This is a genomic window from Variovorax sp. JS1663 (assembly GCF_002157355.1).
Classification (GTDB): Bacteria; Pseudomonadota; Gammaproteobacteria; order Burkholderiales; family Burkholderiaceae_C; genus Variovorax.
This window is the reverse complement of sequence record NZ_LYMK01000016.1, coordinates 119,997-133,239: the sequence shown is the minus strand read 5'-3', so window position 1 is coordinate 133,239 and position 13,243 is coordinate 119,997. Positions and strand designations below refer to the sequence as shown.

Sequence of the window (13,243 nt, the reverse complement as noted above, 5' to 3'; positions counted from 1 at the left end):
CAAGCACGCGATGCTGAAGAGCGCGGCCGCTGCGCTGGCGATGTTCGGCCAGGTGATCACGAGCAGGTCGGCGAAGATGCTTTGCGTCCTCGCGCCCGTATCGACGATCTGGGCGCCGGTGGCCGAGGCAATGGCAGCCGTGGCCTTCGCGACGGGCATGCTGATGTCGCTCGGCTCAGCCATGGGTGCACCCCGTCGGGTCGATGGAATCGAGCAGTTCAACGCGCAGCAGCGTTGCGCGGTCCTTGCGCCAGCCCGGCGGACCGTTGCTCAATCGCCATAGGCGCGCGGACACCGTCCACTCGTGCGGCCGCTCCTTGAACAAGGCGCTGGCATAGAGCACGTTCGCGAAGAAATCGAAGACCAGGCCGATGGCCAGGTAGGGATAGCCGAAGACTTTCTGCGCCGTGGTCAGCTTGCCTTCGGCCTGCACCATCTTCAGGCGCATGACGATGACGTAGCAGCCCCAGAGCAGCCAAGGCAACGCGAGCAGGAGAAGTGCGAGTGTGATCATGCGGTGGCTTCCTTGAACGATTGCCGGATGTCGGCCGGGAGCGATGCGACGAGCGCTGCGTAAGCCGCGCCGACCTTCGCGCGCATCTGTGCGTAGGTGGTGCAGTCCGTGAGGTTCAGCTTTGTGATGTCGCGCAGGCCTTGCTTCGCGGTCTCGATCACCGCGGCACGCTCGCTCAGCCCGAGCGTGTTGGCCGAGGCCTGCAGGCCGTCGAGCACGTCGAGGATGGGCTGGCGCAACGCCCGCATCTCAGTGATTGCGCGCTCCCACAGTTGCGCGTGCGTGGGCTGCGGCGGCAGCGTGGGCGTGTTGCCATCGACCACCCAAGCCAGGAAGGCCCGGTAGTCCGCGTTCTCCTCGGCCAGCGGAATGCACGCCCCGTCATCCCGCAGCACGTGCGTGGGGTAGCGGGTGTACATCACAGCTCCGCACTGGACTGCCAGTTGTTGGCGCCGGAAAATGTCAGGAACACAGCGCCAGAGAGAGTGAGAACCTGAAGGCAACTGTCGATGCCGTTGCTGTTCACGGTGTTGGCCGAGAGGCCGGTGCTGATCGTGTTCTGGAATGCAACCGTCGGGTTCGCGCGTTTCGCCGTCCGGTAACGACAGGAAGTGACCATGGTCTGCCCGCCTTGGCCGTATCCATCTTCGCGCACCGTCCCGACCTCGAAATACCGTTCGCACTTCGCGAACTCGGTGGCTGGGTCCGGCGGAGTCCACAGCGGGATCTCAGTGCCCTTCCCCGCGCGCAGCAGCGAGGCGTCGAGGGTGACGTTCTGCGCAAGCGTCGAGTCGCTCCAGACCACCAGATAGAGGTTGTTCATGGTCGAGGGCACGACCACGCCACCCGGCGAAACGCTCGACACTGGCACGTCCGTCCAGGTGTTGGCACTGAGCGCTACCGCGCCCACCGCGATGGGCAGTGTGCTCGCGACGAAGAAGTTGCCGGCCGTGTAGCTCGTACTGGCCCAGTTGTTGACGACATCCCGCGTGGGCGCATCAAGAGTGCCGGTCCAGGCCACCAGCGCCACGCGCAAAGTCGTCGCAATGGAACATCTCAGCTTGGGCGCGAACACGAGTTGGCTGCCGCGGTAGGCCAAGCACTTCTTCGCCTCGATGATCTGGGCAAAGCCGATGCGTTGCGCGGCCGCATTCGACTGCGTGATGCGCATCGCGAAGGGGATGCCGTCGGTGGGCTGAGCGAGTTGCGACAGCGTCGTGGCTGCGGTCTGAGAGAGGTTGACGACCTGGTCGAAGCCATAGACGCCGTCGGCGAACGATCCCATCGCGCGTTGCGCAATCGCGAAATCGCTGTTGATCGACAGATTGTCGATGTGGACTGATGCAAGCCCCAGGCTGTTGATCGTCGCCAGGTCTTGCGCCGGCGTGCCATCGAACGTGGCTCCGCCCGCGAAGCTCACCGGGCCCGTGTAGGTGCCACCGGTGGCCGGCACGATGCCCGCCAGCGTGAGCTGCGCGGGGTCCGCGCCGCCGTAGAAGTTGTCCACATCGGACGTCACCACCGACTCGTCCGCGTTCTTGACGATGATCTTGTAGGGGACGTTGAGATCGAGCCAGATGTCGGCGCGCCCGGCAGAATCCAGGATCACCGGGTTCGCATTGGGCGTGCCGCCATTCCGGTCGGTATACGTCGCTCGATTGACCAGCGTGCCGGCGTCGTAGGTGAACACCTTGCCGCCGGACAGGGGGTTGCCGTCGTCGTCGTAGAAGACGGGAAACGGCGCGAGCGCAACTTTGGTCATGTGCGGGTCCTTCGGAAACGAAAAAGGCCCGCCGAAGCGGGCCCTTGAGGGAAAATTGCGGGGATGGACTACATCGAATTCAAGCTCTGGAAGGCCCTCGCGGTCCTCGCGGTGGTCTTCCTGATCGGCATCTGGCGCGGCATCAAGGGCTACTGAGCGGCCAACAACGGCGCCGCGCGGTAGCCCAACTGCAGCGCCGGCTCGCCCGCCAAGCGCAGCAGCGGGTTCTGCCCCTGATCGGTGAGCAGACGCGCCGCCATCTCGGGCTCGAGCAGCGCCTGGCCTAACTTCTCCTGGATCTGCCGATTGGCCGTGCCGTACGGCAACTGCAGCACGCGGCCAAGGGTTGACGTGACGGGCGTTGAGCCGCCCAGTCGCGCGCCGAGCACGCCGCTCAACAGCTGGTTCTGCGCGAGGTTCTGCACGGTGTTGGAGCCCACCGCGCGCCCGGCGTTGTTGGCCAGCTGGGTGGCGTTCAGGTCAGCCTGCACGCGCCGCAGGATGTCCAGTTGCTCGGAGCTGAGCTCCTTGGCCAGGTCCGCGCCGCGGTTCTTCAGCACGTTGTTGAGCTTAGCGGCCGACAGGATGGCGCCGCCTTGCGCGTCCACCGTGCCCGTCTGCACGCTCTTCAGTATCTCGTCGAGCTGCTCCATCTGCTTGATGGGAATGCTCTCGCGCGCATAGGTCTCCAGGTAGCCGCGCCAGGTGGGCCGAGCGGCATCGCCGGTGACACCGCCGGTCTGGAGCCCGACCTGGCCGGGCCGCACCACGGTTGAGACCTCGGTGCCGCCGGCCGTGGCGCGTCGGCTGGCCGCGTCGATCGCGTCGTCGATGATGCCCTTGACGCCAGTCAACTGGCCGGACGCATAGCGCATGTTCCCCGCTTCGCCCTGCAGCCGGCCGCCCAGCACATCGTTGATGTCCTTTCGGATCGCGTAGAGGGCGCGCGCGTCGATCGCACCGTCCTGGGTGAACTGGGCGATGCGGCTGCGGAACTCCGTCAGCGCCTGCTGCGACAGCCGGCCCGCGTTATTCGGGTTGGCGATCTGCCGGTCGATCTGCCGCAGGATGTCGTCTGCCGGCACCGCGCCGGCCTCGGCCAGCACGCGCTCGCGCATCGGCCCGGTGAGTTGGTCGCGCGCCTGCTTGGCGATGTCGATCTTGCCCGTGTTGCCGGCCACCTCTTCCAGGGCCGCGGTGCGCGCCTGGTTCTGCGCCGTCTGGCGCGCCGACAGGTTCGCGGCGTACTCCGGGCTCGCGTTCTGCATTGCGCGGCTCAGGGCCGCCAAGCCGTCGTCGCCGGCCGCCGTGACCGCGGTAGGCGCAGAGCCCGGCACCACCTCGGAGGCAGCGCCCAGCGCGCCGCGCGCGGCGTCAGGGTCGCTCGCGAAGCGCCGCAGCGCGTCGCCAACGATGCGCTCCTGCCCGCCGGCGGTGAAGGGCCGCACGATGCCGCCGATCGCCCGCCCTCCGGCCGCCACGACCTGCGCAGCCGGGGGCAGCACCGCACCGATCGCGGCGCCGGCGCCGGCGCTATTGGGATCGACCAGCCCAGCCGAGGCGCCACCCGTCGCGGCGCCGCCGGCCACGCGCAGCAGGGCGTTGGTGACGGGACCGCCGCCCTGCCCTACAGACATGCCGCCGGAAGCGACGGCAGCGGCCAGCCGATTCGCTGCGGGTGCCGCGGCCGGGGCAAGCCGCCCAGCCACCCGGATTGGCGCGGCAAGGGCGCTGCCCACGCCGCTGGTGCCGGCGATCTCGGCCGCCAGCTTGCCGCCGCCGTAGGCCGCCGAACTCGTGTCGGCACCTGCGTCGGCCAGCGTGGCGTCCATCGCCGCCCGACGCTGCGCGTTCTCGTCGGCCGATTCGAAGGGCCGCGCGATCGTGGCACCGATTGAGCCGGCACCACGCACCAGGCCCGCAGCCATGTCGCGCGAGAACCGGCCGCCCGTGACCGCATCGGCCACGACTTGGCCAGGGCCCAAGGCGCTGCCGACGGCGCGCAGCACGCGCGTGCCCACACCGGGCTCATCGGCCTGCGTGCCCCGCACCTCGACGCGCGGCAAACTAGCTTGCTCGTAGGCCGCAATCAACTCGGCATCGCTCATCTTGGAAAACGGCGATTCCTGCTCGGCCGCCTGCGCGCTCGGAATGACGGCTTCGACAGCGCGCTGCACCAGACCCCGCTCCTTCGGCAGCCTGGCGGCCACCTGCTGGCCGTACTGCAGCGTCGTCGGTGCGCTCGGGTTGCGCGGGTCGCTCACTGCGACGCCTCGGCGTGCTTTCTCCAGGCCTCCGGGGCCGCCGTAGTAGAAGGCGCCGGCCAACGCAGGGTCGCCGCCCGCGGCATCCAAGCCCTTCAACGCATAGCGGATGCCGGCGCGGGCGTTCTGCAGCGGGTCGTTGATGCTCCAACCCCTGTCGGCCACTTCGGCAAAGGTGGTCGGGATGATCTGCATGCCGCCAACCGCGCCCGCGTTGCTGGTCTTCGTGTTGCGCCCGCCGCCGGACTCCTGCTGGTAGATCGACCTCACGAAGTCGGCCGCTCGCCCAGTGACGCCTTCAGCCGCAAGCGCCGATTCGAATGGATCCTTGGCCTTTTTATAAGCCGCCATCAATTCGGCGTCAGAAAGAGCGGCGTAATCGTTCATTTCAGCAGCCCTCGGCGGCGCATTTCAGCCTCCAGCCCCGATGGATCAAGGCCGCCCTGCGCTTGCTTCGCGCCTGCGCGTTCGCTGCCGCCGGGCGCCGCACGCGGCGCGCCCTTGGTGCCGGCCTCCAGGTCGTCCAGGTAGTGATTGAAGGCCTTCAGCTTGTCCTGGATCTGCTTCGGGCTGTCGGTATCGGCCGGCAAGAAGCCGTTGAGGCGCGCGAGTTCCTGCGCGGACTGCGCGGCACCGGCGCGCTCGTTGATGACGCGGGACACGTTGTTGAAGACGTAGGAGCGGGCTTGCGTCTGCGCGTCCGTCTCCATCCGGCCTGCGATCGACTCGCCGAAGGGCAGCTTGCCGGCCACGCCGCGCTTGAAGGTGAAGGCGTCGGGGGTGTTCTGCACCGCCTCCAAGGCGCCGTTGATGATCGACCGCTGCTGGTTGATCGACATCAACTCCTTCTTCTGGGCTTCGCTCGGCTTCGCCCCGACGGGCTCACCGTCGGCCGTCACAGGGCGCGCGGCACCGGTGCGCTGATCCACCAGCATGGGGCCGTCGGCGGTCTCGACCACCTGCCCCTTGGGGGTGTTCTGCTCGAGCGCGAGGCGGCCTTGGTTCACGGCCAGGTTGCCTTGGCCGACGGCGAGATTGCCAGCCGCAGTTGCTTCGCTGGCCCGGTTGCTTCGCTGCCGCTCCGCGAACTCGGCTTGATCCAATCGCTGCTTCGTCTGGTCCAGCGCTTTTGCGGTGGCGAGCGCGCCAGCGCCCCAGAACGCCGCGGGATTCGGATGCTGGGAGGCCTGCTGCAGAACCTTCTGTGCATAGGCAGGGTCCATGATCTTCTGGTCCACCAACCCCTGGATCAGCTGCGGCGCCATGTCCGGATTCTGAGACGCCTGAAAAAGCGTCCCGCCGGTCGCCTGGAAGCGATCGATGGCCATAGCGAGCTTCTTCGAATCCGTCTCGACTTGGAATTTCTCGGCCTCGCGCGTGTCCTTGTTGGCCGCGGCGGCGGCCGTCGTGATCTTGCTGGCGGCGTCCACATCGCCAGCCTTGTAGGCAAGGCCTGCGCGCGTGGCGGCATCGCCGCTTTGGAACTCGGGCGACTGCAGCACGCCCAGCAGGCGGTTCTGGCGCTGCTCCTCGCGATCGGCCTTGTCGAGCGCCGACTGTGCCGCCTTGATCTGGTACACGCCGGCCAGGTTGGCCAGCATGTTGGGCTGCTGAGGCTGTTGAATCTGCCCGTAGATGCTTGCATCGATCGCCATATCAGTCCCCCGATCCGCGGTTGCCCGAGAAGAAGCCGCCGCTGCCCCAAAGCGGATTCACCGAGGGGTTGTTGTTCACACTCCCGCCAGTGAATAGACGGTTCAGTAGTTGGTTCTGCTGGTAGGTGTTCGCCGCGCCTGTCAGGCCGCTGCTGATCGCATTGGCGCCGGCAATCCCGGCTGCACCCGTGGCGTTTGCAGCGCCGGTCGTGTTGTTGCCGACAATCTGCGCAGTGCGCTCGCCGGCACCGCCCAGAAACTGCGCGCCCACCTGGCCGGAGCCCGCCAGCGACAAGAGCGGGTTGACCGTGTTGCTGAAGTTGGCTTGGTAGGCGTTGAAGCGGTTCTGCTCGTTGGTGTCGAACGCGTTGCGCCGCCCCGTCTCATTCACGTTGAAGGTGTTCAGGCCGCGCGTCCAGGCGTTCTGGTACTCCTGCGAGGCGGCGTCCTGGTTGTAGTCGGACGTTGCCTGCAACTGGCGGCCCGAGAGGAATCGGCCCGCCGCCAAGCCGGCGCGATCGAGCGCCTTCTGGCCCTGCTGCAGACGAAACTCGTAACTGGGGTCGCGGTAGAAATCGTCGTTCGTAAAACTGAACGTGCCCGGCGTGTACGTGCCGAACTGGAACCGCTGCGCCAGGCTCCCGAAGGCCGGGTCGGCTCGTGCCGCAGCCTCGCGCGCTGCGGCGTCCGCTTCCTGCTGGCGAAGCCGCTCGCGAATAGCGGCGTCCAGAGCAGTCTCGTCGATCGAATCGATGTTCGGCGAGGTCTGCCATTGCAAGGTGTCGTACTGGCCTGGATTCGGTCCTTGGTCGCTTCGCACGCTGGTGGGTGTCCCGAGATGCCGCGCCTCGAAATCGGCGCGCTCCTTCGGGTCGGTCATGCGCTCGTACATCACGCGGTCCAGCATCGGAAGCGTCGATGGATCGAACTTGGGTGCGTTCGCACCGCGACCGCTGCTGGTGAACTGCGGCAGGAGTTGCGCGCGCAGCTGGTCGTAGCTCAACGGCTGAGTGCTGCTGTACGCGCCCCCTCCGCCGTAGATCGTGCTGGGCTGCGAGGTGGCAAAGGCAGTGGACGGGCCGCTGTAGATGCTCGACGGGTTGACCTGCGGCAGCGTGGAATTGCTGAAGCCAGTTCCCGACAGGCCAAGCAGGAAGGAGAGCCGGTCGCGCGCTGCGTTGCCGGTGTTGATGGCGGGGGCCTGCAGAGCCACGTTGTTGTTGTACATCGCCAACTGCAGCTGGTTCGCCATCTGCGATGCGGCTTGTTGCCCGGCCGCGGCGTCGCTCGCAGCATCTGCCTGCATCGACCCGCCGATCAGCGAGCCAGCAACACCAACCCCAAGAGCGATCCAACTCATTGCAGCACCCGATTGGTAAGCATGGCTTCGTTCTCCTCGGCGAAAGCATCGAAGTCGGCATAGCTCTTGGCGATCATCTGCTCTTCGATGCGGTCCAGGTCCGTCTCATCGGTCGCGTGAATCGTGGTCCACACCGTGTCGGTGTGTGCCAGGATGCCCCGCTTCACACCAGCGGGTGACGTGAAGGTCTGCGGGCCTTCCAATTCCTCGCGTCCCCACTCCGTGAAAACGGTCACGCGGCCGCGCTGCAGGATCGCGCAGTGGTTGTGCTTGTGGATCTTGCCGACGATCGCTCTCCCAGCCGGCAGGTGCATCGTGCGGATGTAGACGCCGTCGATGTGCTGATGTTCGATCCGGACTTCGCTCATCACGTCGATCAGTTCCCCGCGCTGGATACCTTCCTCCATGGCGCTCTGCAACGCCACGATGCGCTGCCGGCGCGTCATGCGGGCCAGCTCACCGCAGGGCTGCAGCACCAGCATTCCGCGCGTGTCGGGGCCACAGCGTGCGGTCCAGATGTTGATGGGTTTCATGGTCACCTTGGGATGAGCGTGAGGGTCGGCAGCACCGAGTAAGTGATGCGCAGGAAGTCGCCCGGGTTGAGCCGGACGGTGGTGCCCGTGGCGCTGGCCAGCGGGAAGTAAGCGATGCCGTCGCGGCTGATCGACACGGCCGAGACCGTGCCACCGCTCACCACGGCATCGACGTCGAAGTCCCCGGCGTTCTCGAAAACGAAGGGCGAGGCGCCAACCGCCGGGGTGGTGATGGCGTTCACCGGGTTACGGCCGACCTGGCGCAGGTACTGCTGCAGCCACATATTGGCCTTGGCCACCAGGCCTTCGCCGGCTTTCTCCACCGTCGCGATGGGCTGGCCGATGCGGGGGCGCTCGAGTTGCTTCATGCCACGCTCAGCAGGCCGCCCAGGATTGCGCGCTGCACCGGGTCGGTGATCGTCATCTCGTAAACGCGGTCGATCGCCTGGCCCAGGCGGTTGTAGACCACGCGCGTCTTGTACTCGCCCATCTTGCCGATCGGGCGCGAAACTTCGTTGCTCCAGGTGCGCCCGCCGTCGTCGGACCAGCGCAGCGACACATGCGGGTCGTAGCCCTGGCCCGTCAGCGCACCAACGCCGGTTTCCATCAGGATCTCCAGGCGCTGGTGCTTCAACCGCCGGCCGTTCTTGCCAATGTTCGGCGTGGTGCGCAGCGCGCGAATCGGATCGCCTCCATTGGTCTGCTCGTCGAAGGTGAGCTCGTACATGCGGCCGTCGCGATAGTCGCCCACCAGCATCTTGCCGTAGGCCTTGGCCAGGCAGTTCAGGCGGTAGCGATGGAAGCTCGGGCCGACCCACTCCAACCATTCCAGCCACGACCCGGAGTGCGCGTTGTAGCACCACGTCTTGTCCTCCGTCGGGAAGGTCAGGATGTAGATCGGGTGCCGGCCGATGTCCAGGCCGACGGCGAAAGCATCATCGATGCGCGAGTACTGCGCGAGCTCGCGCTCCAGCGCCACGGTGCTGATCCGCTGCGGGGTCTGCCCCTGCATGCGGTAGACGGCCAGGGCGCCTTCCGAGTTGTTGCCGAGCCAGAAAACCGAATCATCAGCCACCGCGGCCGAGTACGGCGCCGAGCAGCCCACCTCGTAGAACGCGCCGTCAATGCGCACGAATGGGAACGTGGCATCGCCGCCGTTGAAGAAGAGCTCAAGCGTCCCGGTGCCGAGCACATGCAGGATGCGGTGATTGCTCACCACCGTCGAGACGTTGTCGGGCAAGCCCTCGGCCGACGTGAAATCGATGGCGTCCCAGGCCAGAAAGTTGTAGGGCCCGCTGATGCCGAACTGCTGGCTATTCGGCAGCGCGACGATGCCGTAGCCGTCTTGAAAGTCGGCCTGCGTGGCCCCGTACACAAAGCCCGGATCGGTGATCTGCGTCCAGGTCATGGCCGCGATGTCGTAGACGAAGCCCGACAAGCCATCGATCACCAGCACCTGCAGGCCGTTGTCCACCAGGGTGATGCGCCCGGTGCCCGAGAACGAACCCAGCGGCGTGAAGGTCGCCAGGTCCGACTCGATCCGGCCGAAGTTCAGGCCGACGGCGCCATACAGTTCGCCGTTGACCTCGATGTAGTTCTTGGTGGCCCCGGTGCCGATGGTCGCGAGATCGCGCAGGCCCGGCACGCCGATGTGCTTGATGGGCGTCTTTTCCTCGTTCTGCGACACCTCCAGCAGGAGATTGATACAGCGCTGGTTGCTCGCCTTGAGCGCCGGGTCCACGTAGGCCGGGCCCACGAAGCCCTTGATGGGCTTCATGTTGTCGGTCGCGTTGCGGTTCACCACCAACCCCCATAGGGCCAGCGCCAGCCGTAGTCGTTGCCTCCGAGTTGCTCGCTCTCGCCGCCGCGGATGCGCATGACGCCGTAGGCAAGCGTGGTGGCGACGCCCGCAATGTCACCCTGCAGGCGGTAGCAGCGGCGGCCGGGACAGGTGTCCGGGACCGTGAACTGCTGGCCTACAGGCACCGTGAAGTCGTCCGGCCACGTGCGCATCACCAGGTTGGTGACGGCCACGGGTGCGGCGTCGCCGTCGGCGGCGTACACCGTCACGTTCAGCGTCACCTCGTCGAGCGCGAACAGCTCCAGGTTGCGGCGCTTCGTGCCGTTGAGCGCGACGCGGATGTCCATCAGAAGTACTCCGCCGGGGTGGTGTCAGCGGCGGGGAGGTTCGCCGCGCGTTGCAGTTCGGTGGTGGCCTGCATCGGCCACATTGCGTTCGGCGCAACCGAGAAGGTTGCGGCGGCAAGGAACGCTGCCATCAGCACGTAGGGCTCCTCGGCAAAGTCGGGGATGTCGTTCAGCGTCCACGCGGCCAACTCCTGAACCCGGAACGCGTAGTGCGCGGCCTTCAGCTTCTGGACGACCACGGCCAGGTCCGCCGGGTCGGCGGCCTCGTTGGCGGCCAGCACCTCCAGCATCTGCAGGACGCGCGTGCCGAGTTGGTTCAGGGTGGCCATGCGCGGTTACGCCAGGTTGGCGCTCATCTTCTCGAGGATCAACGCGGCGAGCTTCTTGTCGCCCAGGCGCTTGTCGTACTCGATGCCGAGCTCGGCGGCCTTGGCCACCAGTTCCTCGCGGGGCGGTAGCGGCTGATCGCTCGACTCGGCCTTCGCGCTGAAGTGCGGATGGTTCGCCAACTTGGCGGCCGCGCGCTCGTCGGTCACGTCCACGAACTCGCCCATCGGGAAGTCGTAGCCGTACTGGCGGATGGATGCGTGCTCTTCGCCGGGCACGCCGATGAATTTGATCTGCATGGGCAAATCGGGCGGGGTTGCCCCCGCCCGCTCCTATCAGGCGTTCGGGGGCATGAACAGGACCGTGATGGTCACGCGCGGCGTGGCCACACCGGTCGCCGGGCCGGCCTTCACCAGCACGTCGATGGTGTCGTTGTCGGCGAGCACCAGCGGCTCAGCGGTGAGCGCGCTCGCGCGCGCCACGCCGCCCGCCTGGCCCACCGTGGACGCGGCGATGAAGTAGTCCGGGTCCCCGCCGTAGCCGACGTCCAGCGTGATCGCCGGCGCGCCGTTCGAATCGAGGTCGTTGACCAAGATCATCACGTCCAGGATCACCGAGCCCTTTTGGATCACCGGCGACTGGATGACGTCGTTCAGGGCCAGCGCAGCAGTCCCCGCGAAGGTCGCCGAGATGACCTTCGGGCCCTGGCCATCGCCGATGCCCGGCACTGCGAGCGCCGCAGCGCTCGACACCTTGGTTGCGTTGAAAGTTGCCATGTCGTTTGCTCCTTAGGCGTCGGCGACAGCCGCGGTGAAGAGCGTGAAGACGCCCTGTTGCACGAGGTTCTGGCGGTCGGACGCACCGGTGCCGAACATCAGCTTCTCGATGCCGCGGATCTCCTGCACGCCGGCGCCGTGACGGAAGCCGTAGTCGCGCACATCCGTGGTGGTCTTCAGGCGCTGGGCCCAGGCCACACCGAGCGCTTGCGCGCCGCACAGGAAGTTGAAGCCGACGTCGATGCCGGCGGTGCCTGCGCCCGCCAGGATGCCGCCCACCTGACCGATGGACGTGGCCGACGGCGCGAGCGGCAGACCCATTTCCGGAATCTCGCGCACGATCACGCCATCCCAGACCAGCGAGCCGCCGGTGAAGAGCGGATTGGTCTCGACGCCACGCACACGTGCGTCGCGGTTGGCCTGCACCACCACCGGGTCCAGCGCGAAGTCGCGGAAGGACAGCGGGTTGCAGAACAAGACGAACCACTCTTCGTCCTCTTCCTTGGTGCGCGTCGGCGTGATGCGCGGCTTGGCCTGCTGGGCCCGGCGCTTGGCGAGCGACACCAGGGCGGCCGAGAGCTTGTCGGCCGTGTTGTCGATCGTCGCCAGGGCGGTCGCTGCGACGCCGGACGAACCGTTGGCCACCAAGGCGCCGAACTGCACGCGGTCGGCGTTGGCCACCAGCCAGGCGTTGCGCTCGGCAGCGGTCGCGGTTTCCCACGACACCATGTCGCCGGCGGCGTTGGGCACCGACTTGAACGCGCGGATGCAGTCCTCGCGCATCTTCTCCAGCGACCAGGTCTTGAGCGCCGGGCGGGCCGCATCGCGCAGGTCGATGGCGGATTTCTGGTCATCCCAGTCCGTGACCACCACCGCATTGCGCAGCGGCGAGACGGCGACGGTCAGCGAGCGCGTGTCGAGCTCGGTCTCGTTGCCTTCCAGCACGGTGTTGCCGGTGACGCCGCCGCCGAGAGAGCGCGCGGCCGCGAAGGTCACGCGATCGCCCGGCTTGCGGGTCAGGTCTTCCTTGACCTGGATGACGTTGGAGGGGTCCATCCCCATGTACTTCTTGAACCGGTTGGCCCGTACGTACTCGGTGAAGAACTTGTCGTCCCATTGCTGGGGCGTGAGGCCCGTGCGGGCCGTGGTTTCTGCCATTTATGGCTCCTTCAATTGGGAAAAACTGAACCGAGAGGCGTCGGGCCTGTGAACGACGGCGCGGAGCGCGTCGCCGTAGACCTGGCGCCAGCGAGTGAGGCCGGCAACGGAGTGCTGGGCGTCGAGGGCTGGATCTGGGCGCGGATCTCGGCTTCGACCTTCGCGCGGTAAGCCGCGGGGTCGTCTCCAATCTCCTTCAGCATCTGGATGCGCTTGCCCTCGCGGTAGGCGTACTCGTAAGGGTTCGCCGACTGCTGCAGGGCCATGCGCAGCGCAGGGTTCTTTTCAGCCGCCTGGGCGAACTCTTCCACGACGGCGTCGAGATCGGCGTATTTGCTACGCGCGACCATCTCCGACGTGTTGAAGCGCTCGTTGACCAGCTGCTGCTGAACCAACTGGATCGGGTCCAGTTGCTGCGGCTGCTGTTGAGGCTGGCCCTGGGCGCGGAGCGCCTTCAGCTCTTCCTCGTAGCGGATCGCCTTTTCCTTCCAGTCCTGACGCCCCTTGCGCTCAGCTTCCAGCGCTGCCAGGGGCACATGCTTTTCGTTCTCCGGCGCCGTCGGCGCGCCACCTTCACCAGGTTGCCCCGGCTGGGGTTCGACCGTCGATCCGCTCGCGGGCTGTTGCTCCTGCGGGTTGCCCTGCAGTTGCTCTTCCTGCGGCTGATCGTTGAAAACGTCTTCCATGCTTACTTTCCTTCTTCGCCCGATGCGCCCGGCGGCGGCCTCACGCCCGAACCTCGGCGG

Annotated in this window: 16 protein-coding genes; all 16 read right to left on the bottom strand. The window is 66.9% G+C overall.

Going from position 1 to position 13,243, the window contains the following annotated elements; all coding sequences use genetic code 11:
- Positions 1–183: hypothetical protein (locus A8M77_RS15750; protein ID WP_143694629.1), on the bottom strand; the 183-nt coding region annotated here is incomplete at its 3' end.
- Positions 176–514, bottom strand: coding sequence for a hypothetical protein (locus A8M77_RS15745; protein ID WP_086922448.1), 339 nt, complete (start codon positions 512–514; stop codon positions 176–178). The genes A8M77_RS15745 and A8M77_RS15750, both read right to left, overlap by 8 nt.
- The gene (locus tag A8M77_RS15740; RefSeq protein ID WP_086922447.1) at positions 511–933 is read right to left on the bottom strand and encodes a hypothetical protein; all 423 of its coding nucleotides are present in this window, start codon (positions 931–933) and stop codon (positions 511–513) included. The genes A8M77_RS15745 and A8M77_RS15740 overlap by 4 nt, the downstream gene beginning before the upstream one ends.
- Complete coding sequence (locus tag A8M77_RS15735) at positions 933–2,276, bottom strand: hypothetical protein (RefSeq protein WP_086922446.1); 1,344 nt, start codon at positions 2,274–2,276, stop codon at positions 933–935. The genes A8M77_RS15740 and A8M77_RS15735 overlap by 1 nt, the downstream gene beginning before the upstream one ends.
- Before the next feature lie 149 nt (positions 2,277–2,425).
- A complete protein-coding gene (locus tag A8M77_RS15730; protein WP_086922445.1) occupies positions 2,426–4,927 on the bottom strand; it encodes a lytic transglycosylase domain-containing protein in 2,502 nt (833 codons plus the stop codon).
- Positions 4,924–6,042, bottom strand: coding sequence for a hypothetical protein (locus A8M77_RS15725; protein ID WP_158100939.1), 1,119 nt, complete (start codon positions 6,040–6,042; stop codon positions 4,924–4,926). Before A8M77_RS15725 ends, A8M77_RS15730 begins: the two co-directional genes overlap by 4 nt.
- Before the next feature lie 154 nt (positions 6,043–6,196).
- Positions 6,197–7,555: a hypothetical protein gene (locus A8M77_RS15720; protein ID WP_143694626.1), complete on the bottom strand. Its 1,359-nt coding sequence runs from the start codon at positions 7,553–7,555 to the stop codon at positions 6,197–6,199.
- Positions 7,552–8,088, bottom strand: coding sequence for a hypothetical protein (locus A8M77_RS15715; protein ID WP_086922442.1), 537 nt, complete (start codon positions 8,086–8,088; stop codon positions 7,552–7,554). Before A8M77_RS15715 ends, A8M77_RS15720 begins: the two co-directional genes overlap by 4 nt.
- 2 nt (positions 8,089–8,090) lie before the next feature.
- The gene (locus A8M77_RS15710; RefSeq protein ID WP_086922441.1) at positions 8,091–8,456 is read right to left on the bottom strand and encodes a hypothetical protein; all 366 of its coding nucleotides are present in this window, start codon (positions 8,454–8,456) and stop codon (positions 8,091–8,093) included.
- Positions 8,453–9,865, bottom strand: a complete 1,413-nt coding sequence (locus tag A8M77_RS15705; protein WP_143694625.1) for a hypothetical protein — start codon at positions 9,863–9,865, stop codon at positions 8,453–8,455. The genes A8M77_RS15710 and A8M77_RS15705 overlap by 4 nt, the downstream gene beginning before the upstream one ends.
- Positions 9,866–9,885: 20 nt before the next feature.
- Positions 9,886–10,236 carry a hypothetical protein gene (locus A8M77_RS15700; protein WP_086922439.1) on the bottom strand — a complete coding sequence of 117 codons (351 nt, stop codon included), beginning with the start codon at positions 10,234–10,236 and terminating at the stop codon, positions 9,886–9,888.
- Complete coding sequence (locus tag A8M77_RS15695; protein ID WP_086922438.1) at positions 10,236–10,565, bottom strand: hypothetical protein; 330 nt, start codon at positions 10,563–10,565, stop codon at positions 10,236–10,238. Before A8M77_RS15695 ends, A8M77_RS15700 begins: the two co-directional genes overlap by 1 nt.
- Positions 10,566–10,571: 6 nt before the next feature.
- Positions 10,572–10,862: a hypothetical protein gene (locus A8M77_RS15690; protein WP_086922437.1), complete on the bottom strand. Its 291-nt coding sequence runs from the start codon at positions 10,860–10,862 to the stop codon at positions 10,572–10,574.
- A gap of 36 nt (positions 10,863–10,898) precedes the next feature.
- On the bottom strand, positions 10,899–11,339 hold the full coding sequence (locus A8M77_RS15685; RefSeq protein WP_086922436.1) for a hypothetical protein: 441 nt from the start codon (positions 11,337–11,339) through the stop codon (positions 10,899–10,901).
- Positions 11,340–11,351: 12 nt separating this feature from the next.
- Positions 11,352–12,497: a phage capsid family protein gene (locus tag A8M77_RS15680; RefSeq protein ID WP_086922435.1), complete on the bottom strand. Its 1,146-nt coding sequence runs from the start codon at positions 12,495–12,497 to the stop codon at positions 11,352–11,354.
- An 11-nt stretch (positions 12,498–12,508) separates the two neighbouring features.
- Complete coding sequence (locus A8M77_RS15675; RefSeq protein WP_086922434.1) at positions 12,509–13,183, bottom strand: hypothetical protein; 675 nt, start codon at positions 13,181–13,183, stop codon at positions 12,509–12,511.
- Positions 13,184–13,243 lie beyond the last annotated feature (60 nt).

What these genes read in the sequence shown, in the direction of transcription:
- A8M77_RS15740 (WP_086922447.1), bottom strand. Translation starts at nt 933, where the DNA reads ATGTACACCCGCTACCCCACGCACGTGCTGCGGGATGACGGGGCGTGC.
- A8M77_RS15710 (WP_086922441.1), bottom strand. Translation starts at nt 8,456, where the DNA reads ATGAAGCAACTCGAGCGCCCCCGCATCGGCCAGCCCATCGCGACGGTG.
- A8M77_RS15680 (WP_086922435.1), bottom strand. Translation starts at nt 12,497, where the DNA reads ATGGCAGAAACCACGGCCCGCACGGGCCTCACGCCCCAGCAATGGGAC.
- A8M77_RS15745 (WP_086922448.1), bottom strand. Translation starts at nt 514, where the DNA reads ATGATCACACTCGCACTTCTCCTGCTCGCGTTGCCTTGGCTGCTCTGG.
- A8M77_RS15720 (WP_143694626.1), bottom strand. Translation starts at nt 7,555, where the DNA reads ATGAGTTGGATCGCTCTTGGGGTTGGTGTTGCTGGCTCGCTGATCGGC.
- A8M77_RS15735 (WP_086922446.1), bottom strand. Translation starts at nt 2,276, where the DNA reads ATGACCAAAGTTGCGCTCGCGCCGTTTCCCGTCTTCTACGACGACGAC.
- A8M77_RS15715 (WP_086922442.1), bottom strand. Translation starts at nt 8,088, where the DNA reads ATGAAACCCATCAACATCTGGACCGCACGCTGTGGCCCCGACACGCGC.
- A8M77_RS15700 (WP_086922439.1), bottom strand. Translation starts at nt 10,236, where the DNA reads ATGGACATCCGCGTCGCGCTCAACGGCACGAAGCGCCGCAACCTGGAG.
- A8M77_RS15675 (WP_086922434.1), bottom strand. Translation starts at nt 13,183, where the DNA reads ATGGAAGACGTTTTCAACGATCAGCCGCAGGAAGAGCAACTGCAGGGC.
- A8M77_RS15695 (WP_086922438.1), bottom strand. Translation starts at nt 10,565, where the DNA reads ATGGCCACCCTGAACCAACTCGGCACGCGCGTCCTGCAGATGCTGGAG.
- A8M77_RS15705 (WP_143694625.1), bottom strand. Translation starts at nt 9,865, where the DNA reads ATGAAGCCCATCAAGGGCTTCGTGGGCCCGGCCTACGTGGACCCGGCG.
- A8M77_RS15685 (WP_086922436.1), bottom strand. Translation starts at nt 11,339, where the DNA reads ATGGCAACTTTCAACGCAACCAAGGTGTCGAGCGCTGCGGCGCTCGCA.
- A8M77_RS15690 (WP_086922437.1), bottom strand. Translation starts at nt 10,862, where the DNA reads ATGCAGATCAAATTCATCGGCGTGCCCGGCGAAGAGCACGCATCCATC.
- A8M77_RS15730 (WP_086922445.1), bottom strand. Translation starts at nt 4,927, where the DNA reads ATGAACGATTACGCCGCTCTTTCTGACGCCGAATTGATGGCGGCTTAT.